This window comes from Cupriavidus sp. GW822-FHT06G04 (assembly GCF_058799075.1).
The window spans coordinates 651,614-676,189 of record NZ_JBXALD010000002.1; the positions used below are offsets into that span (position 1 = coordinate 651,614).

The following is a 24,576-nucleotide window of genomic DNA, read 5'->3' on the forward strand; positions in this document are numbered from 1 at the left end:
TGACCACCGGCGGAGAGGCAGGCCCTAACCCAGTCGTGTAATGCGCAGGGAACGTGGTAAGCCCGTATGGCTGCCGGAGTGCAGTTTGACTCAGGCAGGCGAACCGTAAGGAACGCTGTTGGCTGTGCGGGTATGGGAGGTTGGAGAAAGCGAACGCCAGGCTGTAATGGTCCGGATAGGGGTTGAAACATCATCCCACGCGAAAGCGAGCAGACTTCCAACTGGTCTTTCGTCGCAAGGCGGCTGACTGAACTCGCTTGTTTAATTTTCTTCCCTTGGGGGGTGACATGCCCCCAAGGGGGCATGTTGTCTCTGCTGTTTGGGGAAGTCCTCAAGATAGGAGAGCAGCATGGAAGCATTGATCCGAGAGGATGAATCTGCGCCCTCCGGCATCCCGCAACGATGGGGCGACATCAATTGGCGCCGCGTCGATCGGAATGTTCGGGCAATGCAGATTCGAATTGCGAAGGCAACACAGGAAAGGGACTGGCGCAGGGTGAAAGCCTTGCAACGATCCCTGACCCGCTCGTTTTCCGCCAAAGCATCGGCGGTAAGGCGAGTGGCGATGAACCAAGGTGCGCGGACGGCAGGAGTCGACCGCGAAAAGTGGAAATCGCCTGAGGTCCGATGGGAAGCCATTGGGCGGTTGAAGCGCCGGGGGTATCGGCCCATGCCATTACGGCGGGTCTTTATCCCCAAAGCCAACGGGAAGGAACGCCCTCTGGGTATTCCGACCATGTTGGACAGAGCCATGCAGGCGTTGTATCTGCTGGCGCTGGAACCAGTGTCCGAAGGGACGAGCGATCCGAACTCCTATGGGTTCCGGATCAATCGATCCACGGCGGATGCCATGTCCCAGCTATTCGTCAACTTATCCAGAAAGGCTTCGGCCCAATGGATCCTAGAAGCGGATATCAAAGGGTGTTTCGACCATATCAGCCACGACTGGCTGGAACGCAATGTCCCTATGGACAAAGCAATCCTGCGGAAGTGGCTGAAAGCTGGCGTGGTATTTCAAGGCCAGTTTCAGGCGACCGACGCTGGAACACCACAGGGGGGCATCATTTCCCCGACCTTGGCTAACGTGGCACTGAATGGGTTGGAACAACAACTGGTCGAGTCCCTACGGGCAAAGCTGGGAGTAACCAACACTAAGAAGTTGAAAGTGAATGTCGTACGATATGCGGATGACTTCGTGATCACCGGCTACACGCCGGAAGTTCTAGAAAACGAAGTGAAGCCGTGGGTGGAACAGTTCCTAGCAACAAGGGGGCTTTCGCTGTCCACGGAGAAAACGCGAATCGTCAACATCGCTGAAGGCTTTGACTTCCTTGGGTGGAATTTCCGGAAGTACTCGGGAACCCTGCTCATCAAACCGAGCAAGAAGAACGCACAAACGTTTTATTGCAAGGTGAAGGAGGTCATCAGTACTCACAGCGGGCGAAAGCAGGCGGACCTGGTCCAAACGCTGAACCCGATGCTTAGGGGCTGGGCGCAGTATCACAGCCCAGTGGTTGCGAAGGCGACGTTCACCAGAATGGAGCACCTGATTTTTAGGGCTCTGTGGCGGTGGGCAAAACGGCGACATCGAAGAAAGAAAGTTGACTGGGTGCGAAAGAAATATTTCGCATCAATCGATGATCGGAATTGGGTGTTCGGTTCCACGGAAGTGAACAAGGCTGGCGAACGCTACTGGAAAGGACTGTATTCGATCCCGAGTACGCCAATCCGGAGGCACAAGAAGGTGCGGGGGGACTACAACCCTTTCGACCCAGCGCAGGAAATGTATGGCGAAACGCTGCGACAGGAACGCATGGCAGAAAGCATGGCGTACCGGAAGCAGTGGGCAAAGCTGTTCATGTCCCAGCGAGGCTTGTGCGCGGTGTGTCACAGCGCGATAAGCAAAGAGACCGGGTGGCATGACCATCACATCGAACCCCGAGTAGTAGGTGGGTCCGACGCTCTAAGCAATCGTGTACTGGTACATCCCGACTGCCATGTCCAGGTTCATCACTACGGAAGAGTCGCAGTGAAGCCGGTGTTTGAATAACTCATACATTTTGTAGAGGCTTGAGCCGTATGCGGGGAAACTCGCACGTACGGTTCTTAGGGGGGAGGGGTCTAGCAATGGGCTCCTCCTACCCTCCCGAAACGGTGATCTCATCTTGTCCCAGTCTTCCGCCACTGCCTTGCTTGCCCCGGTCGCTGCCGACATGCGCGCCGTTGACGCCGTTATCCGCCGACGCCTGTCGTCGGAGGTTCCGCTGATCGAACAGATCGGCGAATACATCATCGGCGCGGGCGGCAAGCGCCTGCGCCCGGTCATCCTGCTGCTGTCCGCGCGCGCGTTCGGCTATGAGGGCCACCGCCACCACGAACTGGCCGCCGTCGTGGAATTCATCCACACCGCCACGCTGCTGCATGACGATGTAGTGGACGAATCCGAGCTGCGTCGCGGCCGCGAGACCGCCAACGCGGTATTCGGCAATGCGGCCAGCGTGCTGGTGGGCGATTTCCTCTATTCGCGCGCTTTCCAGATGATGGTGGAAGCCGGCAGCATGCGGATCATGGAGATTCTCTCCAACGCCACCAATGTGATCGCCGAAGGCGAAGTGCTGCAGTTGCTGAACATGCACGACCCCGATGTGACGGTCGAACGATACCTCCAGGTCATCCGCTACAAGACCGCCAAGTTGTTCGAGGCATCGTCACAACTCGGCGCCGTGCTGGCCGGCGCGGACGCGGAAATGGAAGAAGCCGCCGCCGAATACGGGCGCCGCATCGGCACCGCGTTCCAGTTGATTGACGACATGCTCGACTACACGGCCAGTGCGGAACAGATGGGCAAGAACGCTGGCGACGACCTGCGCGAGGGCAAGCCCACGCTGCCGCTGCTGCACTTGCTGGAACACGGCACCCGCGAGCAGCGTGAATTGGCGCGCGACGCGATCGTGCAAGGCGGCACCGAACATTTCGACGCCGTTTTCTCCGCGATCCACGCCAGCGGCGCGCTCGAGGTAACGTTCGCGGCCGCCCAGCGCGAAGCCGAAGCCGCGGAAAAAGCCGCACGGCAATTTCCCGATTCGGACCTCAAGACGACCCTGGTGGAACTCTGCGCCTATTCGCTGCAACGCCAGAGCTAAAGATCGGTGACGCCTTTTCTTTGGCTTTTCACTTCCCATCCGCAAAAAACGCTGCTAGAATTTTGTTCTTTGCTGCTCGCGACGCAAGTTGCACGGCAAACGAAATCGGGGTGTAGCTTAGCCTGGTAGAGCGCTACGTTCGGGACGTAGAGGCCGGAGGTTCGAATCCTCTCACCCCGACCAGATTTCGATGATCGGCACGCCGGTCATCCCAAGCATCAACAGAAAAGCCGCGCAGCAATGTGCGGCTTTTTTGCATTTGCTGCCCGATCCCGCCTTTGGCTGCCTTCGCGCGCAGCGCTGTCCGCCGCGGCCGGGCGCTCCGCCCCGCCTTGCTCCCGCCTCCGTTTTTTTGCCCCGCGCAAGTAGGGTTGCAGCCGTGTCGCGCAAACGCCAACGCGCGCGCGGGCCGGCTTTACAAAAAGTGACCCCGGCTGCAAACTGCCCCGATCCGGGACCCTCGCCCCGCTCGATCCCGCCGCAGTCAACCGCGCCGCCCGCCTTGCTGGTTTCAGGGCCGAGCGAGCGCAACTTGCACAGTATTTCGCCATGACACTAGGCCTTGCGCTTGCCCAGAGCCGGCGGATCGCGCCAGCGCTGCTAGCTCAGCTGGAGCAGTCGGCACGGGAAAAGAAAACGCAGTTGATCGATGAAATCATCGGCACCGGCACGATGTCGGCTCATGACGTCGCGATCTTTGCCGCGGACAAGTATCAGTTGCCGCTGCTGGACCTGTCGCAATACAACCTTAATCGCGTGCCGCCGGCGCTGGCCGGTAATCGGGAGTTCCACGCCCATCGCCTGCTGCCGCTGGGCCGGCGCGAAAACCGGCTGATCGTAGCGATGTCTGACCCGGCGAATCAAACCGGCATCGACGCGATCCGCCAGAAGTTCAACCTGCCGGTGGAAACCGTCGTCGTCGAGCACGACAAGCTGATGAAGCACGTGCGCGCGGCTGGCGAATCCGTCGGCACGCTCAAGAACATCTCGCCCGTTACGCCCACGGTGCAGAAGATGATCGAGTACGACCCGACAGCGGCCGCGGCAAGCGCGCGCAAGGGCCCGTCCAACGACATCGACGATGCGCCCGTGGTGCGCTTCCTGCAGAAGCTGCTGACCGAAGCCTTCCATCGCGGCGCATCGGACCTGCACTTCGAACCATTCGAATTCTTCTATCGCGTGCGTTTCCGCGTCGACGGCGTGCTGCAGGAGGTTGCGCGGCCGCCGCTCGATATCCGCGACAAGATCGCCACGCGCATCAAGGTACTGTCGCGGCTCGATATTTCCGAAAAGCGCGTGCCGCAAGACGGCCGGATGAAGCTTCTGATCTCTGTGCCGAAGGAAAAGGACAGCAAGGAAACGGTCGACAAGGCGATCGACTTCCGCGTGTCGACACTGCCTACGCTGTTCGGCGAAAAAATCGTGATGCGGATTCTCGATTCGTCATCCGACAAGCTCGACATCGACCAGCTCGGCTACGAGCCCGAACAGAAGCAGTTGCTGCTCGACGTGATCAAGCGGCCGTACGGGATGGTGCTGGTCACCGGCCCGACCGGTAGCGGCAAGACCGTATCGCTCTATACGTTCCTGAACATGCTGAATCAGGGCGACATCAATATTTCCACGGCCGAGGATCCGGCGGAAATCCAGTTGCCGGGCATCAATCAGGTCAACGTCAACGACAAGGCCGGCCTGACCTTTGCGGCAGCGCTGAAGTCTTTCCTGCGCCAGGATCCGGACATCATCATGGTGGGCGAAATCCGCGATCTGGAAACGGCCGACATCTCGATCAAGGCGGCGCAGACGGGCCACCTCGTGCTGTCCACACTGCACACCAACGATGCGCCGACCACGCTGACGCGGCTGATGAACATGGGCGTGGCGCCGTTCAATATCGCCTCGTCGGTGCTGATGATCACCGCACAGCGGCTGGCGCGCAGGCTGTGCACGTGCAAGCGGCCCGGCGAGCTGGCGCCGCAGGTGCTGATCGACGCCGGCTTCTCGGAGGCCGACATCGACGGCAGCTGGCAGCCTTACCATCCGGTCGGCTGCGAGCGCTGCAACGGCAGCGGATACAAGGGACGTTGCGGCATTTATCAGGTGATGCCGATTTCGGAGCCGATGCAGCAGATCATTCTGTCGCACGGCACGGCACTGCAGATAGCCGAACAAGCCCGTCGGGAGGGCGTGCTATCGTTGCGGGAAGCTGGACTCAAGAAGGTCAAGCAGGGCGTCACGTCACTCGAAGAAGTGCTGGCGACCACAAACACGTAAAACAATAGTTAGTCGGGGGTCAACATCATGGCGACGCGCGCACCAGCGGCGAGCGCCCGGACGGCAGCGCCGTCGCGGGCCAAATCGGGGCAGAAGGCGCCCACGCAATACATCTTTGAATGGGAAGCCAAGGACCGCAAAGGCAAGTCCTTCAAGGGCGAGCAGCGGGCCGAGAGCCAGGCCGAAGTCACGGCCACCCTGCGCAAGCAGGGGCTGACCGTCGTCAAGATGAAAAAGCGCAAGGCGGCGCGCGGCAAGAAGATCACCGAAAAGGACATCGCGTACTTCACGCGCCAGCTGTCGACAATGCTCAAGGCCGGCATTCCGCTGCTGCAGTCCATCGACATCATCGCGCGCGGCCACGCCAACCCGAATTTCACGCAGTTGCTCAACATCATCCGCTTCGACATCGAAGCCGGTAGCAGCATGGCCACGGCGTTCCGCCGCCATCCGCGCTACTTCGACACGCTCTATTGCAATCTCATCGACGCCGGCGAACAGGGCGGTATTCTCGACGCCCTGCTGGAACGCCTTTCGCTCTACATGGAAAAGAGCATCGCGCTGAAGAGCCAGATCAAGTCCGCGATGATCTATCCGATCGCGGTGCTGACCGTGGCCTTTGCCGTGACCGTGGTGTTGATGATCTTCGTGATCCCGGCCTTCAAGGGGGTGTTCTCAAGCTTCGGCGCCGCGCTGCCCGCGCCCACCCAGATGGTCATCGGCATGTCCGACTTCTTTGTCGACCACTGGTATCTGATCATTGGCGTGCCGATCTTCTCCATCATCGGCTACATCCACGCGCGCAGAAAATCGGAAAAGGTGCAGCGCTGGCATGACAAGGCGCTGCTCAGGATGCCGATCTTTGGCAGCCTGTTCCGCAAGGCCGTGATTGCCCGCTGGACGCGCACGCTGGCCACGATGTTCGCCGCCGGCACGCCGCTGGTGGAATCGATGGAGTCCGTGGCGGGCGCCGCGGGCAACTGGCTGTACTACGACGCCACGCGCGAGATCGAACAGTCGGTGCGCATCGGCACCAGCCTGACCAACGCCATGCAGGCCACGCACGTGTTCGACAACATGGTGCTGCAGATGACACAAATTGGTGAGGAATCTGGCGCGCTCGACAACATGCTGCTCAAGGTGGCCGAGTTTTACGAGCGCGAAGTCGACGACGCCGTGGCCGCCATTTCCAGCCTGATCGAGCCGCTGATCATCGTCATTCTTGGCGTGCTGATCGGCGGCATGGTGGTGGCCATGTATCTGCCGATCTTCAAGCTGGGCCAGGTGGTTTAACGTCGGAAGCTTTCAAGCATGGAATCTGTATTTGGCGCAGGCGGCGCCGTCACGCTGGCGTCGCTGGCCGCGCTGCCGCCGGCGATGCTGATCGGAATGGCCGGGGCGGTCGGCCTGATTGTGGGCAGCTTTCTCAACGTGGTGATTCATCGCCTGCCCCGGATGATGGACTTCGACGAGGCCAACTACATCGCCGAAGTACGCGGCGAACCGTTGCCGCATCCGGCGCGCTACAACCTCATGGCGCCGCGCTCCGCTTGCCCGCATTGTGGTCACCAGATCGCCGCGTGGGAGAACATTCCGATCGTCAGCTACGTATTCCTGCGCGGCAGGTGTTCGGCTTGCAAGGCGCCGATCAGCATCCGCTATCCGCTGGTAGAAGCGGTCAGCGGCGTGCTCAGCGCGCTGGCGATGTGGCATTTCGGTCCGACCGTCCAGGCGCTGGCGGCCATCGTAATGATCTGGGCGCTCATCGCGGCGTTCATGATCGACGCCGACACGCAGCTGCTGCCGGACCAGATCACGCTGCCTCTGCTGTGGCTTGGCCTGCTGCTCAACCTGCAGGGATGGTTCGTGCCGCTGCAGGACGCCGTGATCGGCGCGGCGGCAGGCTATCTGTCGCTATGGAGCGTCTATTGGCTGTACAAGCTGATCCGCGGCCGCGAAGGCATGGGCTACGGCGATTTCAAGCTGATGGGTGCGCTCGGGGCATGGTTTGGATGGCAGGCGTTACCGGCGCTCATCCTGATGTCGTCGATCGTGGGCGCGGTGCTGGGCGGCGCGATGCTGCTGCTCCAGCGCAAGGGCAGCGAGACGACATTTCCGTTTGGACCTTACATCGCCGGTGCGGGCCTGATCATTCTGTTTTTCGGCCCGGACGTGCTGCCGCTGGGCCTCGTTGCCGGGCGATAGTCTCAAAACTGGTATCGTTGGCGGCATTCGCCACACGAACAATTCTTTCCCATGCTGGAAATAGGCCTGACCGGCGGCATCGGCTCCGGCAAGACCCGCGTTGCCGACATGTTGGCGGCACGCGGCGCTGCCTTGATCGATACGGACCTGCTCGCGCACGAGATTACCGCGCCGGGCGGCGCCGCCATCGCTCCGCTGGTGGATGCATTTGGCCCGCAATGCCTGCGCCCCGACGGCGCCATGGACCGCGACGCCATGCGCGCTCTGGTGTTCTCGGATCCGCTGGCCAAAGCGAAGCTCGAAGCGATCACGCATCCCTTGATCCGCCAGCTCACCGAAGCGCACGCGGCGGCGCTGCGAGAATCCGGCGCATACCCATACTTGATCTACGTCGTGCCGCTGCTGGTGGAATCCGGCACGTGGCGCACGCGCGTCGGCCGCGTACTGGTGGTGGACTGCCGTGAGGAAACCCAAATATCGCGCGTGATGGCGCGCAATGGGTTCACGCGCGAACAGGTTCAGGCAATCATGCGCAAACAGGCGTCTCGCGCGCAGCGGCTGGCGGTGGCCGACGATGTGATCGACAACGACGGGCCGCCGGAGGCATTGGCGCCCCAGGTTGACATGCTCGATGCCGCCTATCGACGGCTGTCCGGCGCCGCCGGCAGCGTTTAGGCGATGGCACGATGCCGCTCACGTCCCGCCAACGCCGCTTGGACAGAATTCGATTTGTCCTCGCGCCCTGACTCGCATAGAATGCGCTGAAACATGCCGGCAAAAGTACGTTGTGTGACGGTTTCCGGCGCGGGCGGCTTGCTGGGAATGTCGCTGATGCTGGCCGATGCATCGAGGAAACCCGCCGCGGACGGCCCCCCTTGCCTCCGACTGAAACGAACCGCCAATCGGCGCGTAGCACGGACACCGACTTGATCCTGTACGAATATCCTTTCAACGAACGCATCAGGACGCTCCTGCGCCTGGAGGATCTGTTCGATCGGCTGGATTATTTCCTCGCGCAGGAACATCCACTCCAGCATCACGTTGCCATCACGACGATCTTCGAGATCATCGATGTGGCGGGACGTGCCGACCTGAAGACCGACCTGATCAAGGAGCTGGAGCGTCAGCGCCAGGCGTTGGCGCCGCTGCGCGCAAATCCGCAGATCGATCAGGATGCGCTGGCCAGCGTCATTTCGGAAATCGAGCAGGGCATTGCGGCGCTGAACCAGACTGTCGGCAAGGCCGGACAACTGCTGACCGACAATGAATGGCTGACGAGCATCCGCAGTCGCGCCATCATTCCCGGCGGGACGTGCGAGTTCGATCTGCCTGCGTATTTTGCATGGCAACACCGGCCGGCCGAGGACCGGCGTGCCGACATCCTCAAATGGGCGCGCCCGCTGGCGTCGCTGCGCATGGGTGCGACCATCGTGCTACGCCTGCTGCGCGAGTCAGGCCAGAGCGGCAAGGTCATCGCCACCGGCGGCAGCTACCAGCAAATGCTATCGGGCCGCAGCCATCAGCTGATGCAGGTGTACCTGGACGAGTCGCTGTTGGCATTCATCCCCGAGATGAGCGCCAACAAGTACATGCTCTGGGTGCGCTTCACGCAGCAGGACGGCGACATGCGGCCGCGCTCGGTCGATGCGGACATTCCGTTCCTGCTCAAGCTTTGTAATTTCTGAAGTCCATGCCAGCTGTCGTCAAATGTCCCACCTGCGGCAAGGATGTTGCCTGGGTGCAGGAGAACAAGTTCCGCCCTTTCTGCTCCGATCGCTGCAAACAGATCGACCTTGGCGCGTGGGCTTCGGAAAAATATGTCATCGGCGGCAAGCCCGGCGAAACACCCTCGCCGGACCTGCCCGCGGACGAAGAGGACTGACCTCCTGTATTGCCGCCCTACCTTGCCGCTAGAACGCGACGGCGGAACGCCAGGCAAACCACGATGAATGCGGCGAGGCCCAGCCACTGGGCCATCACGCCAAAATTGGGACCCACCAGCGCCAGCGGCGCTTCCTTGCCCGACAAGCCGATGGCGGCCGCCAGCGCGACGCCGACCAGGCTTTCCCCCACGATCAGCCCCGACGCCAGCAGCGTGCCCCTTCTCTCGGCGTGATCGAGCGCGGTCTTGACTTCTTCTCCGCGCGCCAGCGCCCGTCGCCGCTCCGACCGTTTCAGCCACCATGACAGGACCGCGCCGACTACCAGCGCGGAACTGATCGTCGGCGGCAGGTAAATCCCGATCCCCACGGCCAGCACTGGCAGGCGTGCCACGCCGCCGCGACGGCGCAACATCTCGTCGATCGCGATCAGCACGACGCCCACGCCGACGCCAATCACGATCATCGTCCAGTTCAGCTTGTGGGTGAAAATGCCGGTGGCGATCGCGGTCATCAGCGTCGCCTGCGGCGCAGCCAGCGCCTGGTTGGGATCCATGTCCGCGCGCGGCAATGCGCCCGCGAATCCATAGGCGTTGTAGAGCAGGTCAAGCACCGGCGGAATGACCGCGGCGCCCACCACGCAGCCGATCAGCAACGCAACCTGCTGACGCCACGGCGTGGCGCCGACAAGCCAGCCGGTCTTCAGGTCCTGCAAGTTGTCGTTGGCGATCGATGCCACGGCCACCACCGCGGACGTGGTGAAGATGGCCAGGGCAATAGCAAACTTGCCGCCCGCAGGCGTATCGAGCAGGCCGTTGAGCGAGCCCAGCGCGAGAATCAGCAACGACACGAGGATCACCGCAATGATGCCGATCCCGGAAATCGGGCTGGCGGACGACCCGACCAGTCCCGCCATATAGCCGCACGCCGCCGCGACGAGAAAGCCGAAGGCAAACGCGAACAATACCGCGCAACCGACCAACTTCCATTGCGCAGCGCCATCGAGCGGCGCGGGTGCGAGGAAATGCCCGAACGTGATGACCATCACCACGAGCAGTGCCAGCGTGATCGCGCCAATCCAGCGCGCCGGCATGTCCCGCTGCGTGCGAGGCACCTCACCACCCGCGCTCGCCGCGCTGCCGCGCAGGGCGCCCATCGACGCGCGCACGCCATCGAGCATGGGCTTGAAGAGCGTGCCGAGCGTCCAGATCGCCGCGATGCCGATGGTGCCCGCACCGATAAAGCGAGCTTGCGAACTCCAGATCGACGTGCCGAAACTCTGCAGGGTCGCATCGGCCGGCATCGGCGTGATCGCCGTCAGCCATGGCACTGCAATGCCCCACGTCAGGACCAGTCCAAGCAGCATTGCCAGGGCGCCGACGATGCCTACCAGATAGCCGGCTCCCACCAGGGCGAGCGAAAATCCCATCGACAGGCGCACCACCGAAGCGCCGACGGCAAACCAGGCGTTCGCGCCTTCGGCGAGCACGCGCAGTCCGCCCGCGGCAAAACTGAACAAACCCGCTGCCAGGCCGCCGGCCATCAAGTCCGCCAGGCCGGTCGCCTGCTTCTTGCCGGAAGCATCGGTGCCGGCGCTGCCGACTCGCAGGATTTCGGCGGCCGCTACGCCTTCGGGGTATGGCAGATCGCTTTGCACCACCATCGCGTGGCGTAACGGAATGCTGAAGATCACGCCGAGCATGCCGCCTGCGGCGCAGATCGCCAGCGTTTGCCAGAACGGGAATCCCTGCCAGTGACCGAGCATCACCAGGCCTGGCAGGATAAAGATGATGGATGACAGGGTCCCCGCGGCCGACGCCTGGGTCTGCACCATGTTGTTCTCGAGGATATTGGCCCCCGGAAACAGGCGAAGCGCGGCCATCGAAATCACAGCAGCCGGGATCGCCGACGAGAACGTCAGCCCGACCTTGAGACCAAGGTAAATGTTCGAGGCGGTGAACACCACCGTGATCAAGGCTCCGAGAATGATGCCGCGCAGCGTCAGTTCGGGCAGCGAAACAGCGTCATCGATACGATCGACACGTTGCATTGATCCTCCTGATTCGTGTTGCGAAGTAAAAAAAAGCCCGGTCGGGACCGGGCACTATTTGTTGCAGTTTCAGACGGGGCGCGACTCTTGCGCCAGCCATTCGACGACCGGAATCGTCGCGGGCAGCAGCGGCCCGACGTCGACCGGCACCGCCTGCCAGGAAAAGGCCTGGCCCTCCCTGCCGACCGGGTCGCCGCGCCACTCGGTGATCTTGCAGAAATACAGCCGCACATACGCGTGCGGATAGTCATGCTCAAGGATATGCCAGCGTTCGCTGCGCAGGATGTCCAGGCCCAGTTCCTCGTGGAGTTCGCGCGCCAAGGCCGCCTCGACGCTCTCGCCGGGCTCGAGCTTGCCGCCAGGAAATTCCCAGTAGCCCTCATAGGGCTTGCCCGCCGGCCGCTGCGCCAGCAGGAAGCGGCCATCGGGCTGGATCATCACGCCAACCGCCACTTCCGTGACCTTGCGCGTCTGCCCGTCGGCCGTCGTCACGGTTTCCACTGCGACATCCGTCATGCCCATCATTCCTTGCCGGCGAGAAACGGCTTGCCATGCTTGCCGCCCCAGTCACGGGCAAACTGCCAGGCCACCCGCCCCGAACGCGAACCGCGCTCCAGCGCCCAGACCAGCGCGTCGCCGCGTGCCGCCTCGACATCCGCCGGCGTACAACCGAAGTGCGCCAGCCAGTGCCCCACGATCGCCAGATACTCGTCCTGCTTGGGCGGGTAGAACGACAACCACAGGCCGAAGCGCTCGGACAGCGAGATTTTTTCCTCGACCACCTCTCCCGGATGGATCTCGCCATCGGACGTGTGGTGGTAGGTCTCGTTGTCCTTCATGTACTCGGGCAGCAAATGGCGGCGATTCGACGTGGCATAGATCAGGACGTTGTCCGATTGCGCCGCCACCGAGCCATCGAGCGCCGACTTCAGCGACTTGTAGCCCGATTCGCCGTCCTCGAAGGACAGGTCGTCGCAGAAAACCACGAACCGTTCCGGACGCGACGCCAGTCTTTCCACGATATCGCCCAGATCTCCGAGGTCGTCCTTGTCGACCTCGACCAGACGCAGGCCATTCTTGACGAACTCGTTCAGGCACGCCTTGATCAGCGACGACTTGCCCGTGCCGCGCGCGCCAGTCAGCAGCACATTGTTGGCGGGGAGGCCGCCCACGAACTGGCGCGTATTGGCGACGATTGCATCCTTCTGGCGATCAATGTTCTTCAGATCGTTCAGGTATATCGGCGGCAGCTGGCGAATCGCCTGCAGGTAGCCAATATTGCCAAACAGGCTTTGACGCTTGCGCCAGCGGAACGCTACCGCCTCTTTCCAGTCCGCATCGGTCAATTCCGGCGGAAGCCATTGTTCAAGACGGGCAAGAAAGCTGTCGAGACGTGCTGCGAGATCGGACATGGGGCGATTCTTCAGAAAACGGACGGTGAAGCGGCGATGTTACGAACGGTAGTCGGCGTTGATCGACACGTAGTCATGCGACAGGTCGCACGTCCATACCGTGGCGTCGGCGTTGCCCCGGCCCAGGGCGATCCGTACGGTGATCTCGGCCTGCTTCATCACGCGCTGGCCGTCCTCTTCGCGATAGTCGGGGTTGCGGCCGCCATCCCGCGCTACCCAGACATCGTCCAGCCACATGTTCACGGGGTTGACGTCGAGATCGTTCACGCCGGCATAGCCGATCGCCGCAAGAATGCGGCCGAGGTTGGGGTCCGACGCGTAGAAAGCGGTCTTCACCAGCGGTGAATGCGCCACTGCATATGCGATCTGGCGGCACTCGGCGACGTCCTTGCCGCCTTCGACGCGGATCGTCATCAGCTTGGTGGCGCCCTCGCCGTCGCGCACGATCATCTGCGCGAGCTCCTGCGCCAGGTCGGTGACGGCGTTGCGCAGCGCCTCGAAAGCGGGGCCTTCCGCGCTGTCCACGCGCGCGCCCGATTTGCCCGAGGCGATCAGCACGAACGAATCATTGGTGGACGTATCGCCATCGATCGTGATGCTGTTGAACGAATGATCCGCTGCATGCGCCACCAGCTTCTGCAGCACGGCCTGCGGCACGGCCGCGTCCATGGCGATAAAGCCGAGCATCGTGGCCATGTTCGGGCGAATCATTCCCGCGCCTTTGCTGATGCCCGACATCGTCACGGTCTTTCCGTCGATCTGCACCGTGCGCGATGCTGCCTTCGGCTGCGTGTCGGTGGTCATGATCGCTTCAGCCGCGGCCAGCCAATTGTCGGCGCGCGCATTGGCGATGGCCGTGGGCAGCGCCGCGGTCAGGCGGTCCACCGGCAGTTGTTCCAGAATCACGCCGGTGGAAAACGGCAGCACCTGGTTGGCGGCGATGCCGAGCTGCTTGGCCAGGGCATCGCACGTGGCGCGTGCCGCGGCAAGGCCTTGCTCGCCAGTGCCGGCATTGGCGTTACCGGTGTTGACCACAAGCGCGCGGATCCCGGCGCCAGCGGCCAGGTGTTCGCGGCACACCTGTACCGGCGCGGCGCAGAAGCGGTTCTGCGTGAAAACGCCGGCCACGGTGCTGCCTTGGTCGACACGCACCACGAGCACATCCTTCCGATTGGCCTTGCGAATACCGCCCTCTGCCCAGCCAAGTTCGACGCCGGCGACGGCTTTCAGGTTTTCTGCCTGGGGAAGGGGAAGGTTCACGGGCATGTTCGTATCCTCAATTCTTCTGACGCATCTGACGAAGATGCCCGCTGACACAGGGGTCGAGCGGGCATGTCCTTGTAACGGGGTCGATGATCAGCGCTTCAGCGTGGCATGGGCGCGGTCATCGGGCAACAGGCTGGCGTGATCAGCTCAGCTTGCCGTGGCACTGCTTGAACTTCTTGCCCGATCCGCACGGGCAAGGATCGTTGCGGCCGACCTTCGGCATGCCGGCCAGCGCGAGGTCGGCGCCGCCCATCGCGGCCATCGCCGCGGTTGACGTGCTGCGGCGCGCGGTTGCGTCTTCAACAGATTCGCCACCTTCCGCGAATTCGTCATGCTTGTACTGAATGTTCTCCAGATGCGACAGTCCTTCCTCGATCTGCTCGGAAGCCTGCTCCAGTTGCTCTGGCGACTGGATCTGCACGTTGAACACCACGCGCGTGACTTCGCTCTTGATCACATCCAGCAGACGCGCAAACAACTCGAACGATTCGCGCTTGTATTCCTGCTTCGGATCCTTCTGCGCATAACCGCGCAGGTGGATGCCCTGACGCAGGTGATCGAGCGCCGCCAGATGTTCGCGCCAGTGCGTGTCGATGCTCTGCAGCATGACCGAGCGCTCGAAGCCGGCAAACGATTCGCGCCCCACCTGAGCCACCTTGGCGTCGTAGGTTTCGCGCGCTGTCTTGAGGATCAGGTTCAGCAGGTCTTCGTCTTCGATGCTCTGCGCGGCCTCGACGGTCTTGGCCAGCGGAACGTCCAGGCTCCAGTCGTCGCGCAGGCGCTGCTCCAGGCCGGCGATATCCCATTGCTCTTCCATGGTGTCGGCCGGCACGTATTCGCGGAACAGTTCCACAATCACGCTTTCGCGCAGATTGGCAACCATGTCGCCCACATCCTGCGCTTCCAACACGTCGTTACGGAGCTTGTAGATTTCCTTGCGCTGGTCGTTGGCGACGTCGTCGTACTGCAGCAGTTGCTTGCGGATGTCGAAATTGCGACCTTCCACCTTGCGCTGCGCCGATTCGATCGAACGCGTGACGATACCCGCCTCGATCGGCTCGCCCTCCGGCATCTTCAGGCGCTCCATGATGGCGCGCACGCGATCACCCGCGAAAATGCGCAGCAGCTGGTCGTCCAGCGACAGATAGAAGCGCGACGAGCCCGGATCGCCCTGGCGACCGGCGCGGCCGCGCAGCTGGTTGTCGATACGGCGCGATTCGTGGCGTTCGGTCCCGACGATATGCAGGCCGCCCGCAGCCTTGACCTGCTCGTGCAGCGACTGCCATTCGTCCTTGAGTTGCGCGATCTTGGCCGCCTTCTCTGCGTCCGACAGGCTGGCGTCGGCCTCGATAAAGCCGGCCTGCTTCTCGACGTTGCCGCCCAGCACGATGTCGGTGCCACGGCCAGCCATGTTGGTGGCAATGGTGATCATCTTCGGACGGCCGGCCTGCGCCACGATCTCCGCTTCACGCGCGTGCTGTTTGGCGTTCAGCACCTGGTGCGGCAGCTTTTCCTTGTTCAGCAGGTCCGACAGATATTCGGACGTCTCGATCGAGGTGGTGCCGACCAGCACCGGCTGGCCGCGCTCGTAGCAGTCGCGGATGTCGCGCACCACGGCGTCGTAGCGCTCTTTCGAGGTCTTGTAGATCTGATCCTGCAGGTCCTTGCGCTGCGCCGGACGATTGGTCGGGATCACGACCACTTCCAGGCCGTAGATTTCCTGGAATTCGTACGCTTCCGTGTCGGCCGTGCCGGTCATGCCGGCCAGCTTCTCGTACATGCGGAAGTAGTTCTGGAACGTGATGGTCGCCAGCGTCTGGTTTTCCTGCTGGATGGTGACGCCTTCCTTGGCTTCCACGGCCTGGTGCAGCCCGTCGGACCAGCGGCGGCCGGTCATCAGGCGGCCGGTGAATTCATCGACGATGACCACTTCGTCGTTCTGGACCACATAGTGCTGGTCGCGATGGAACAGGCAGTACGCGCGCAATGCCGCATACAGGTGGTGCATCAGCGTGATGTTCTGCGGCGCATAGAGCGATTCGCCTTCGGCGATCAAACCCTGGGCCGCCAGCACCTGCTCGGCCTTTTCGTGGCCAGCTTCGGTCAGGTAGACCTGGTGTCCCTTCTCGTCGACGTAATAGTCGCCCGGTTTTTCCACGCCGGTGCCGTCGGCCTTTTCCTCGCCGATCTGGCGTTCCAGCAGTTGCGGAATGCCGTTCATGCGCTGATAGAGATCGGTCTGGTTTTCGGCCTGACCCGAAATGATCAGCGGCGTACGCGCTTCGTCGATCAGGATCGAGTCCACCTCGTCGACGATGGCGTAATGCAATGGGCGTTGCACACGTTGCGACGGGTCGTAGACCATGTTGTCGCGCAGATAGTCGAAGCCGAATTCGTTATTGGTGCCGTAGGTGATGTCCGCGTTGTACGCCACCTGCTTCTGGTCGTGCGGCATCTGCGACAGATTCACGCCCACCGACAGACCCAGGAAGTTGTACAGGCGCCCCATCCATTCGGCGTCGCGCTGGGCCAGGTAATCGTTGACCGTCACCACATGCACGCCCTTGCCGGTCAGCGCATTGAGATAGACGGGCAGCGTGGCGGTCAGCGTCTTGCCTTCGCCGGTACGCATTTCGGCAATCTTGTTGTCGTTCAGCACCATGCCGCCGATCAGCTGCATGTCGAAGTGGCGCATCTTCATGACGCGCTTGCTGGCCTCGCGGCAAACGGCAAATGCTTCGGGCAGCAACGACTCGAGCGATTCGCCGCCGGCGTGGCGCTGGCGGAACGTCTCGGTCATGCCGCGCAGTTCGTCGTCCGAAAGCGTTTCGAACTTCGGCTCCAGCGCGTTGATCTGCGCAACCGTGCGCCGATATTGTTTGATCAGCCGTTCGTTGCGGCTGCCGAAGACTTTCTTGAGAAGGCCCGTGATCATCGAGTGCTTTCACCTGCCTGAACGCCCGGTAGGAAACCGTGCGGCCACGCGTGAGGAATGGGTAGATTGGCGCGAAACGCCGAGTTTATCATGTGCCGATGAGCTGGCCCGACCTGTTGCCAGCACAGAATCTGCACAGGTGCAACAGCCTCGCCGTAGTGCCGAGTTGCAAATCCAGCAGGTTGGGACAATGGCAAGATCTTCAATGTTCCGGGCGCCCGCCGCCGAAGGGACGGCCCAACGGCCCAGCGGCTCAGCGGATGGCGGTGCGGTCCGTGGCGACCGGCGCCAGCGCGAGCGGCGCCGGGGTTGCGGCGCGCAGGAAAGTCGCGGGATTGCGTGGCATGCCGTTCACATGGACCTCGAAATGGAGATGGGCGCCGGTCGAACGGCCAGTGCTGCCGACGCGCCCGATCATTTGCCCGGGACGTAACAGATCGCCCACTTTCACCAACGATTTCGACAGGTGGGCGTAGCGCGTCTTGAGGCCGTCGCCGTGCTCGATATCGATCATGTTGCCGTACTCGGGGTGCCATTCCGCGGCCACCACCACGCCGCCGGCCGCGGCAAGAATCGGCGTGCCCGACGGCGCCACAAAATCCACACCCTCATGCTGGGAGCGCCGTCCGGTGAACGGGTCGATGCGCGCACCGAAGCTCGATCCATCGTAGCCCGTCGCCACCGGGACAACGTTCGGCTGGCGCCGCTCGCGCATCTGGCGATCCATCAGAGCCGTCTCGATGACATCGAAATAGTCGGTGCGGTGTCCGGCCTGCTCGCCCAGCCGCGTCAGTTCGGCGCGCAATTCGGGCAGCGTCAATTCGCGGGACAGCGCCGGGCTGGCGGGCCCTCCGCGCGCAGGCAGCCGGCTGAAATCGAAATCCTGCGGCGAAATGCCGGCGAGGCCCGAGACGCGCTCGCCGAGGGCGTCGAGCCGCACCATCTGCGCCTGCAACTCGCCCACGCGCGCGGCCAGCACCGCAAGGTTTTCGCGCAGATATGCGTTGTCATGCGCCTGGCGGGCAATCTGCGGGGCGGCGTTGTGACGGGTCAACAGCCACGTCAGGCCAGACGACGCAGCGGCCACCAGAAGGCACAGCGCGAGACCTAGCAGCGCGACGCGTGTCCGCGTCAATTGCATGCGGAACACCCGCGGTGCGCGCGGATGCAGAACGATGATTTGCATGAGACTTGCCCCAATCTCCCAGGATCGGTGCCAGTTGGCGCCGACGCGCATGCGGCCATCACGTCCCCGCGCCCGGACAGCGAGGATTGCGCGCTAGAATGCGCGCATGCGCTTGTTCACCCACCATGCCCTCCAGACACCCGCCGCCAAGCCGCTCAATGACTGGCTGACGAAAGCCGGGCCGGTTTCGGCGCTGATGCAGACGGCGCGGCAACTGGCATCGCTGGAGGCAGAAGTACTGTCGCTGCTGCCGCCGGGCATGCGGGCCGGCATTGCCGTGGCAGGCGTGAAGACCGACACCCGGGGACCTCAGGCGGAGCAGACTTTGCTCTTGCTGGCCGCACATGGCGCGGCGGCCGCCCGCGTCCGGCAAGTGGTGCCGACCTTGCTTTCAAGGCTGCAGCAACGCGGCTCGCAGGTTACTGCAATCCGTGTGCGGGTACAACCGGAGGTTGGGCGCGCCGATTGGGACGTCGGCCCCGTCGAGCGCAAGCCGCGCACCGCAAATATTCCCTCTAACGGCCTGCAGAGCATGGACGCGCTGGCGCGCAGCCTGCCCGAATCGCCGCTGAAGGACGCGCTGCAGACGCTGCTGTCGCGGCACCGCTAGACCGGCGTCGACATCGCACGCCCTGGCCCACGCAAAGTCGGGCTCTCCCAAGCAAAAACCCCGCATTCTTACGATTGCGGGGTTTTTTTCTTGCAGCAGCCCGAAGGCCGGGCGGCGGTCAGGCGAAGGCTGGCTGCACCTGCGGCAGGAAAGCGGTCGGTGCTTCCTCGACCTTATCGAAGGTCACAAACTCATAGGCTTCCTGGTCCGCCAGCAGCGCGCGCAACAGTTGGTTGTTCAGGCCGTGGCCCGACTTGTGCGCAATATACGAACCGATCAGCGGATGGCCGACCACGTACAGGTCGCCGATCGCATCCAGGATCTTGTGGCGGACGAACTCGTCGCCGTAGCGCAGTTCCTCATTGTTGAGCATGCGGTGCTCGTCGAGCACGATGGCGTTGTCCAGGCTGCCGCCACGCGCCAGGCCCATCTCGCGCAACGCTTCCACCTCATGGGCAAAACCGAAAGTGCGGGCGCGGGCGATCTCGCGCACGTAGCTCGTGTCGGCGAAGTCGATCGAAAACGTCTGCCCAGTCTTGTCGACTGCGGGATGACGGAAGTCAATCGTAAAGGCGAGCTTGAAGCCAAAGAACGGCTCCAGCCGCGCCAGCTTGTCGCCTTCGCGGACTTCCACGGCTTTCTTCACGCGGATGAAGCGCTTGGCGGCCGATTGCTCTTCGATACCGGCCGATTGCAGCAGGAACACGAACGAGGCGGCACTGCCGTCCATGATCGGGATTTCCTCGGCATCGACGTCCACATAAAGATTGTCGATGCCAAGCCCGGCGCAAGCCGACATTAAGTGCTCCACGGTGGAGACACGTGCACCATTCTTCTGCAGCACCGAAGCCAGGCGGGTATCGCCGATTGCCGACGCGGCCACCGGGATTTCCACCGGCTCGGGCAGGTCGACGCGGGTAAAGACGATGCCGGCATCGGCGGGAGCGGGCCTCAGCGACAGCGTCACTTTTCGACCCGAGTGCAAACCAATGCCAACCGTCTTCACCAGGGATTTGATAGTGCGCTGTTTGAGCATGACGGCCTCAACTATTATAAAAAGCTATTGGGCGTAAATTCTAATAATGCGATACTACCATCACTCGGTATATTGCGACGCACCACATTGTTTCCGAGTGTTAGGCAACGCCGTCAAAGATAACTAAACGCCACAATATTTGCGCGTTCGTATCAGGAGCGCAACGCTTCCAATACAGCTTCCGCGCTGCTGACCTTGAATTCACCGGGCGCCTCGACGGCCAGATGTTTCACCACGCCGTCCTCGACGATCATCGCGTAGCGCTTTGCGCGAACGCCCAGTCCGCGCTGGCTCAGATCCTGATCGACGCCCAGCGCCCTGGCCCATTGCGCCGCGCCGTCGGCCATCATCCGGACCTTGTCGCCAGTCTGTTGATCGCGTGCCCACGCGCCCATGACGAAGGCGTCGTTGACCGCATGACACCATACTTCATCCACGCCGGCCGCGCGCAGTTGGTCGTGCGCCTGGACGAATCCCGGAACATGCTTGGCCGAGCAGGTCGGCGTGAATGCGCCGGGCAGGCCAAACACCACGATTTTCTTGCCCTTGACCAGTTCAGCCACGGAAAAGGCGTTGGGTCCCAGCGCGCAGCCGCCGGACTCGGTTTCGAAAAATTCGTACAACGTCGCGTCCGGGACGCGTTGGCCAACGGCGATCATGGTATTAGATCCTGTGGGGAAAACCCTGCCTGCATCATAGGGGCGGATGCGATCATCCACCAAGCGTGAAGCGCCATGGCGCGCTCCAGGTGCAGGGGAAACACCTTGCTGAAAAGGCCGCGCGGCGCGTCGGTTGGACGCGCCGCGCGGACGATGGCATCCCGCCGCCGGTGCGCGGGAAAGCAGTCCGGGGAGGCGGCCGATGGCCCGCCTTTCCCGGCAACGGGATGCGATGGACGACATGCGGCGCGGGTGCGGCGCAGCCGGGCGCGCTGACGAGTTGCGTCAGTCCAGGCGATCGTCGAGCGGATAGGGAGCGCTCGGGCGACGCGGGAAGGACCGCCAACAACCTGCCAGGCGCACGGCCACTGCCGCCGCCCTGCCGGAAGCCAACTCAGTCTGCCTGCTTGCGCAGGAAGGCCGGAATGTCGTACGTATCCACACCCTTTTCCTGCAATGCTGCCACGTGGGCCGATGCCGACTCACGCGAGCTGCGCCACACGGCGGGCGTATCCAGGTTGCTGTAGTCCGGCGACGCATGCGACGGCGCGGCGGTCAGGCCAGCCATCATCTGCACGGGGATATTGTCCGTACCGGTCTTGAGCAACGTCATCGGCTGCTGCTTCTTGGCCGAACGGCCCAGGCCAGTCGCCACCACCGTCACGCGCAGCGCGTCGCCCATCGAATCGTCGTACACCGTACCGAAAATCACGGTCGCGTCTTCCGCGGCATAGCTGCGGATCGTGTTCATGACTTCCTTGGTTTCCGACAGCTTGAGCGAGCGGCTTGCCGTGATGTTGACCAGCACGCCGCGCGCACCGGACAGATCGACGCCTTCCAGCAGCGGGCTGGCCACTGCCTGTTCCGCGGCCAGACGGGCGCGGTCGACGCCGGACACGGTTGCCGTGCCCATCATCGCCTTGCCCTGCTCGCCCATCACCGTCTTCACGTCTTCGAAGTCGACGTTCACCAGACCGTCGACATTGATGATTTCGGCGATGCCGGCCACCGCGTTATGCAGCACGTCGTCGGCGCACTGGAAGCACTTGTCCATCTCGGCATCGTCGCCCATCACTTCGAACAGCTTCTCGTTGAGCACAACGATCAGCGAATCGACCGACGATTCCAGCTCGCCCGAACCATGTTCGGCAACCTTGGCGCGGCGGGCGCCTTCGAAGTCGAACGGCTTGCTGACCACGCCGACGGTCAGGATGCCCATCTCCTTGGCCACCTGCGCCACGATCGGGGCCGCGCCCGTACCGGTGCCGCCGCCCATGCCGGCAGTGATGAAAACCATGTGCGCGCCGCGCAGCGCATCGGCGATCTGCTCGCGTGCCTGCTCTGCGCAATTGCGACCCACTTCCGGCTTGGCGCCGGCGCCCAGACCCGAATTGCCGAGTTGCAGAACGCGCGAAGCCGTCGACCGCTTCAGCGCCTGGGCATCGGTGTTCATGCAAATGAACTCCACACCCTGCACACCGCGGCTGATCATGTGCTGCACGGCATTGCCGCCAGCACCGCCCACGCCCACCACCTTGATGATGGTGCCGTCCTGAATCTCCGTTTCGATCATGTCAAAGTCCATCACTGCCTCCGAGAAAAATCAGTCCCCAAACGCTGCGGCCTCCCCGCCGCAACCCTTGGTTCCTGAACAAGAAACCTTCAAAGAACCACTAGCCAAAAAAACTGGAACAACCTTGCTCGATGCGCCGCGACCCGTATCGCTCCATGCGGTGGATCGAAACGCGGAAACTTTCCTGACACGCATCGGCATCAGAAGTTGCCGACAAACCATTCCTTCATGCGTGTCCACACCTGCTTGACCTGCCCGCTCTGCACGGCCACCTTGCGGCCCCGCATGCGTTGTACGCAACCTTCCTGCAGCAGTCCCATCACGGTCGAATAGCGCGGGCTCTTCACCACTTCGTGCAGATTGCCGCGGTATTCGGGCACGCCCACGCGCACAGGCTTCAGGAAGATGTCCTCGCCCAGTTCCACCATGCCGGGCATCATCGCCGTGCCGCCGGTGATCACCACGCCCGACGACAACAGTTCTTCATAGCCGGACTCGCGCACCACCTGGTGCACCAGCGAGTAAAGTTCCTCGATACGCGGCTCGATCACGGCCGCCAGCGCCTGGCGGCTCAACGTGCGGGTGCCGCGGTCGCCCACGCCGGGCACCTCGATCATGTCTTCCGGATCGGCGATGGCCTGCTTGGCGATGCCGTACTGCATCTTGATGTCCTCGGCGTCGGGCGTCGGCGTGCGCAGCGCCATGGCGATGTCGTTGGTGATCTGGTCGCCGGCAATGGGGATCACGGCCGTGTGCCGGATCGCGCCCTCGCTGAAGATCGCGATGTCGGTCGTGCCGCCGCCGATATCGACCAGCACCACACCCAGTTCCTTCTCGTCTTCGGTCAGCACCGCCAGGCTGGACGCCAGCGGCTGCAGGATCAGGTCATGCACTTCCAGGCCGCAACGGCGCACGCACTTGACGATGTTCTGGGCCGCGCTGACCGCGCCGGTCACGATATGCACCTTCACTTCCAGGCGGATGCCGCTCATGCCGATCGGCTCGCGCACATCTTCCTGGCCGTCGATGATGAATTCCTGCGTCAGGATGTGCAGGATCTGCTGGTCCGTCGGGATGTTCACCGCCTTGGCGGTCTCGATCACGCGCGCCACGTCGGTTTGCGTGACCTCCTTGTCCTTGATCGCCACCATGCCGCTGGAATTGAAGCTGCGGATATGGCTGCCGGCGATACCGGTGAAGACCTCGGCGATCTTGCAATCGGCCATCAGTTCGGCCTCTTCCAGCGCGCGCTGGATCGACTGAACGGTGGCTTCGATGTTGACCACGACCCCCTTCTTCAAACCCTTGGACTCGGACTGGCCCATCCCGATCACCTCGTAGCTGCCGTCGGGGCGCAATTCCGCCACCACCGCGGCCACCTTGGAGGTGCCAATGTCGAGACCGACCAACAGGTCCTTGTATTCCTTGCTCATCGAGTTTTCTCCGCGTTCTTACTCTTGAGTCGCGTCGGATTGTTATTGGTGTTACCGGCCGAAGCCGCCTGGGGGGCTGCCGCCTTGGCGGCTGCCTTGGCCGCTGCGGCCGCCTGTGCATCCGTCAAAAAGCGCACGCTGGCCGTGCGGATCGCAAAGCCGTTCGGGTAGCGCAGATCGGCATAGTCGATCTGCTTGCCCCACTGCTCAGTGAGCTGCGGCCACGACGCCACGAAACGCTTGACCCGCGCTTCCATGGCCGCGCGGTCCTCGTCGTTCTGCTCGCGGCCAAATTCGACCACCATGCCGTTGGACAGCTTGGCGCGCCACGCATAGCGGCCCGACAGGGCCACCGCGAGTGGTTCGAGCTTCAGCGGCTTGAACCAGTCGCGCATGGTCTCGAGCTTCTCGACGACGTCCTCCTCGCTCTCGGGCGGGCCATCCAGCGCCAGCAGTTGCGCGTCTTCCTCGGCTTCGGCGGTATTGGCGACAAACACTTCGCCGTAGGTGTTGATCAGCCGGCCGCTGTCCGCATTACCCCAGGTGCCCAGCGCCTCGTGTTCCTCGACCTGCACCGCCAGACCATTGGGCCACTCGCGCCGCACGCTCGCGTGGCGCACCCAGGGCACCGATTCGAACGCCTGCCGCGCGGTATTGAGGTCGAGCGTGAAGAAATTGCCCGACAGCTTGCCCAGCGCATTGGCACGTACGCTCGGCGCGTTCACATGGCGCAGCGGCCCGCCGCCCATCGCTGTCAGTTCCACGTGGGTGATGGCAAACACTGGCCGTTGCGCCAGCCACAACAGGCCAGCGCCAAGCGCCATGAGCGCCACCAGCGCGTAAAGCGCTGAGGCGATCAGGTTAAGCAGGCGCGCGTTTTGCCACATGGTTTTCGGTCAGGCGATAAGCCGGTT

20 protein-coding genes and 1 tRNA gene are annotated in these 24,576 nt (G+C 62.9%); 10 read left to right on the forward strand and 11 right to left on the reverse strand.

Features of this window, described 5'->3' with window-relative positions; translation table 11 throughout:
* Positions 1-349: 349 nt before the first annotated feature.
* The 9 genes from ltrA (at position 350) to AC1RKI_RS07075 (ending at position 9,504) form a co-directional block, all read left to right on the forward strand.
* A complete protein-coding gene (gene ltrA / locus AC1RKI_RS07035; RefSeq protein ID WP_227458911.1) occupies positions 350-2,050 on the forward strand; it encodes a group II intron reverse transcriptase/maturase in 1,701 nt (566 codons plus the stop codon).
* A gap of 163 nt (positions 2,051-2,213) precedes the next feature.
* On the forward strand, positions 2,214-3,143 hold the full coding sequence (gene ispB, locus AC1RKI_RS07040; RefSeq protein ID WP_061955316.1) for an octaprenyl diphosphate synthase: 930 nt from the start codon (positions 2,214-2,216) through the stop codon (positions 3,141-3,143).
* Positions 3,144-3,249: 106 nt separating this feature from the next.
* A tRNA-Pro gene (locus AC1RKI_RS07045) sits at positions 3,250-3,326 on the forward strand.
* 366 nt (positions 3,327-3,692) lie between these two features.
* Positions 3,693-5,417 carry a type IV-A pilus assembly ATPase PilB gene (pilB, locus tag AC1RKI_RS07050; RefSeq protein WP_061955314.1) on the forward strand — a complete coding sequence of 575 codons (1,725 nt, stop codon included), beginning with the start codon at positions 3,693-3,695 and terminating at the stop codon, positions 5,415-5,417.
* Positions 5,418-5,444: 27 nt separating this feature from the next.
* On the forward strand, positions 5,445-6,710 hold the full coding sequence (locus tag AC1RKI_RS07055; RefSeq protein WP_061955312.1) for a type II secretion system F family protein: 1,266 nt from the start codon (positions 5,445-5,447) through the stop codon (positions 6,708-6,710).
* Between the two features lie 18 nt (positions 6,711-6,728).
* On the forward strand, positions 6,729-7,622 hold the full coding sequence (locus AC1RKI_RS07060) for a prepilin peptidase (RefSeq protein WP_341249500.1): 894 nt from the start codon (positions 6,729-6,731) through the stop codon (positions 7,620-7,622).
* 51 nt (positions 7,623-7,673) lie between these two features.
* Entirely contained in the window at positions 7,674-8,297 is a 624-nt protein-coding gene (coaE, locus tag AC1RKI_RS07065) for a dephospho-CoA kinase (RefSeq protein ID WP_492794377.1), read from the forward strand.
* 251 nt (positions 8,298-8,548) lie between these two features.
* The gene (gene zapD, locus AC1RKI_RS07070; protein ID WP_061955303.1) at positions 8,549-9,307 is read left to right on the forward strand and encodes a cell division protein ZapD; all 759 of its coding nucleotides are present in this window, start codon (positions 8,549-8,551) and stop codon (positions 9,305-9,307) included.
* A 5-nt stretch (positions 9,308-9,312) separates the two neighbouring features.
* A complete protein-coding gene (locus tag AC1RKI_RS07075) occupies positions 9,313-9,504 on the forward strand; it encodes a DNA gyrase inhibitor YacG (RefSeq protein WP_061955301.1) in 192 nt (63 codons plus the stop codon).
* 17 nt (positions 9,505-9,521) lie between these two features.
* Here AC1RKI_RS07075 and AC1RKI_RS07080 read toward each other — a convergent pair whose 3' ends face one another.
* From AC1RKI_RS07080 to AC1RKI_RS07105, 6 genes are all read right to left on the reverse strand, one after another.
* On the reverse strand, positions 9,522-11,552 hold the full coding sequence (locus AC1RKI_RS07080; RefSeq protein ID WP_492794375.1) for an OPT family oligopeptide transporter: 2,031 nt from the start codon (positions 11,550-11,552) through the stop codon (positions 9,522-9,524).
* A 69-nt stretch (positions 11,553-11,621) separates the two neighbouring features.
* The gene (locus AC1RKI_RS07085) at positions 11,622-12,068 is read right to left on the reverse strand and encodes an NUDIX domain-containing protein (RefSeq protein ID WP_061955297.1); all 447 of its coding nucleotides are present in this window, start codon (positions 12,066-12,068) and stop codon (positions 11,622-11,624) included.
* 5 nt (positions 12,069-12,073) lie between these two features.
* On the reverse strand, positions 12,074-12,964 hold the full coding sequence (locus tag AC1RKI_RS07090) for an ATP-binding protein (RefSeq protein WP_061955295.1): 891 nt from the start codon (positions 12,962-12,964) through the stop codon (positions 12,074-12,076).
* Positions 12,965-13,003: 39 nt separating this feature from the next.
* Positions 13,004-14,230, reverse strand: a complete 1,227-nt coding sequence (gene argJ / locus AC1RKI_RS07095; RefSeq protein WP_492794372.1) for a bifunctional glutamate N-acetyltransferase/amino-acid acetyltransferase ArgJ — start codon at positions 14,228-14,230, stop codon at positions 13,004-13,006.
* A 142-nt stretch (positions 14,231-14,372) separates the two neighbouring features.
* Positions 14,373-17,165, reverse strand: coding sequence for a preprotein translocase subunit SecA (gene secA / locus AC1RKI_RS07100; RefSeq protein ID WP_061955292.1), 2,793 nt, complete (start codon positions 17,163-17,165; stop codon positions 14,373-14,375).
* A 253-nt stretch (positions 17,166-17,418) separates the two neighbouring features.
* Complete coding sequence (locus tag AC1RKI_RS07105; RefSeq protein WP_061955290.1) at positions 17,419-18,351, reverse strand: M23 family metallopeptidase; 933 nt, start codon at positions 18,349-18,351, stop codon at positions 17,419-17,421.
* 106 nt (positions 18,352-18,457) lie between these two features.
* Between AC1RKI_RS07105 and AC1RKI_RS07110 the strand changes: the two genes are divergently transcribed.
* Positions 18,458-18,961: a DciA family protein gene (locus tag AC1RKI_RS07110; protein ID WP_061955288.1), complete on the forward strand. Its 504-nt coding sequence runs from the start codon at positions 18,458-18,460 to the stop codon at positions 18,959-18,961.
* 118 nt (positions 18,962-19,079) lie between these two features.
* Here AC1RKI_RS07110 and lpxC read toward each other — a convergent pair whose 3' ends face one another.
* From lpxC to AC1RKI_RS07135, 5 genes are all read right to left on the reverse strand, one after another.
* On the reverse strand, positions 19,080-19,997 hold the full coding sequence (gene lpxC, locus AC1RKI_RS07115) for a UDP-3-O-acyl-N-acetylglucosamine deacetylase (RefSeq protein ID WP_061955286.1): 918 nt from the start codon (positions 19,995-19,997) through the stop codon (positions 19,080-19,082).
* A gap of 152 nt (positions 19,998-20,149) precedes the next feature.
* Positions 20,150-20,656 (reverse strand): peroxiredoxin, encoded by a 507-nt coding sequence (locus tag AC1RKI_RS07120; protein ID WP_061955283.1) that lies wholly within the window; start codon positions 20,654-20,656, stop codon positions 20,150-20,152.
* Positions 20,657-21,050: 394 nt separating this feature from the next.
* Complete coding sequence (gene ftsZ / locus AC1RKI_RS07125; RefSeq protein ID WP_061955281.1) at positions 21,051-22,241, reverse strand: cell division protein FtsZ; 1,191 nt, start codon at positions 22,239-22,241, stop codon at positions 21,051-21,053.
* Positions 22,242-22,429: 188 nt separating this feature from the next.
* Positions 22,430-23,662, reverse strand: coding sequence for a cell division protein FtsA (ftsA, locus tag AC1RKI_RS07130; protein ID WP_061955279.1), 1,233 nt, complete (start codon positions 23,660-23,662; stop codon positions 22,430-22,432).
* A complete protein-coding gene (locus AC1RKI_RS07135) occupies positions 23,659-24,549 on the reverse strand; it encodes a cell division protein FtsQ/DivIB (RefSeq protein ID WP_061955277.1) in 891 nt (296 codons plus the stop codon). Before AC1RKI_RS07135 ends, ftsA begins: the two co-directional genes overlap by 4 nt.
* Positions 24,550-24,576 lie beyond the last annotated feature (27 nt).

Bases quoted from the DNA above. Each gene is read 5' to 3' on its own strand.
- AC1RKI_RS07105 (WP_061955290.1), bottom strand. From the start codon at position 18,351: ATGCAAATCATCGTTCTGCATCCGCGCGCACCGCGGGTGTTCCGCATG.
- ltrA (WP_227458911.1), top strand. From the start codon at position 350: ATGGAAGCATTGATCCGAGAGGATGAATCTGCGCCCTCCGGCATCCCG.
- AC1RKI_RS07080 (WP_492794375.1), bottom strand. From the start codon at position 11,552: ATGCAACGTGTCGATCGTATCGATGACGCTGTTTCGCTGCCCGAACTG.
- AC1RKI_RS07075 (WP_061955301.1), top strand. From the start codon at position 9,313: ATGCCAGCTGTCGTCAAATGTCCCACCTGCGGCAAGGATGTTGCCTGG.
- ftsA (WP_061955279.1), bottom strand. From the start codon at position 23,662: ATGAGCAAGGAATACAAGGACCTGTTGGTCGGTCTCGACATTGGCACC.
- secA (WP_061955292.1), bottom strand. From the start codon at position 17,165: ATGATCACGGGCCTTCTCAAGAAAGTCTTCGGCAGCCGCAACGAACGG.
- pilB (WP_061955314.1), top strand. From the start codon at position 3,693: ATGACACTAGGCCTTGCGCTTGCCCAGAGCCGGCGGATCGCGCCAGCG.
- AC1RKI_RS07060 (WP_341249500.1), top strand. From the start codon at position 6,729: ATGGAATCTGTATTTGGCGCAGGCGGCGCCGTCACGCTGGCGTCGCTG.
- AC1RKI_RS07090 (WP_061955295.1), bottom strand. From the start codon at position 12,964: ATGTCCGATCTCGCAGCACGTCTCGACAGCTTTCTTGCCCGTCTTGAA.
- ispB (WP_061955316.1), top strand. From the start codon at position 2,214: ATGCGCGCCGTTGACGCCGTTATCCGCCGACGCCTGTCGTCGGAGGTT.
- AC1RKI_RS07120 (WP_061955283.1), bottom strand. From the start codon at position 20,656: ATGATCGCCGTTGGCCAACGCGTCCCGGACGCGACGTTGTACGAATTT.
- AC1RKI_RS07055 (WP_061955312.1), top strand. From the start codon at position 5,445: ATGGCGACGCGCGCACCAGCGGCGAGCGCCCGGACGGCAGCGCCGTCG.
- AC1RKI_RS07085 (WP_061955297.1), bottom strand. From the start codon at position 12,068: ATGACGGATGTCGCAGTGGAAACCGTGACGACGGCCGACGGGCAGACG.
- AC1RKI_RS07135 (WP_061955277.1), bottom strand. From the start codon at position 24,549: ATGTGGCAAAACGCGCGCCTGCTTAACCTGATCGCCTCAGCGCTTTAC.
- lpxC (WP_061955286.1), bottom strand. From the start codon at position 19,997: ATGCTCAAACAGCGCACTATCAAATCCCTGGTGAAGACGGTTGGCATT.
- ftsZ (WP_061955281.1), bottom strand. From the start codon at position 22,241: ATGGACTTTGACATGATCGAAACGGAGATTCAGGACGGCACCATCATC.
- argJ (WP_492794372.1), bottom strand. From the start codon at position 14,230: ATGCCCGTGAACCTTCCCCTTCCCCAGGCAGAAAACCTGAAAGCCGTC.
- coaE (WP_492794377.1), top strand. From the start codon at position 7,674: ATGCTGGAAATAGGCCTGACCGGCGGCATCGGCTCCGGCAAGACCCGC.
- AC1RKI_RS07110 (WP_061955288.1), top strand. From the start codon at position 18,458: ATGCGCTTGTTCACCCACCATGCCCTCCAGACACCCGCCGCCAAGCCG.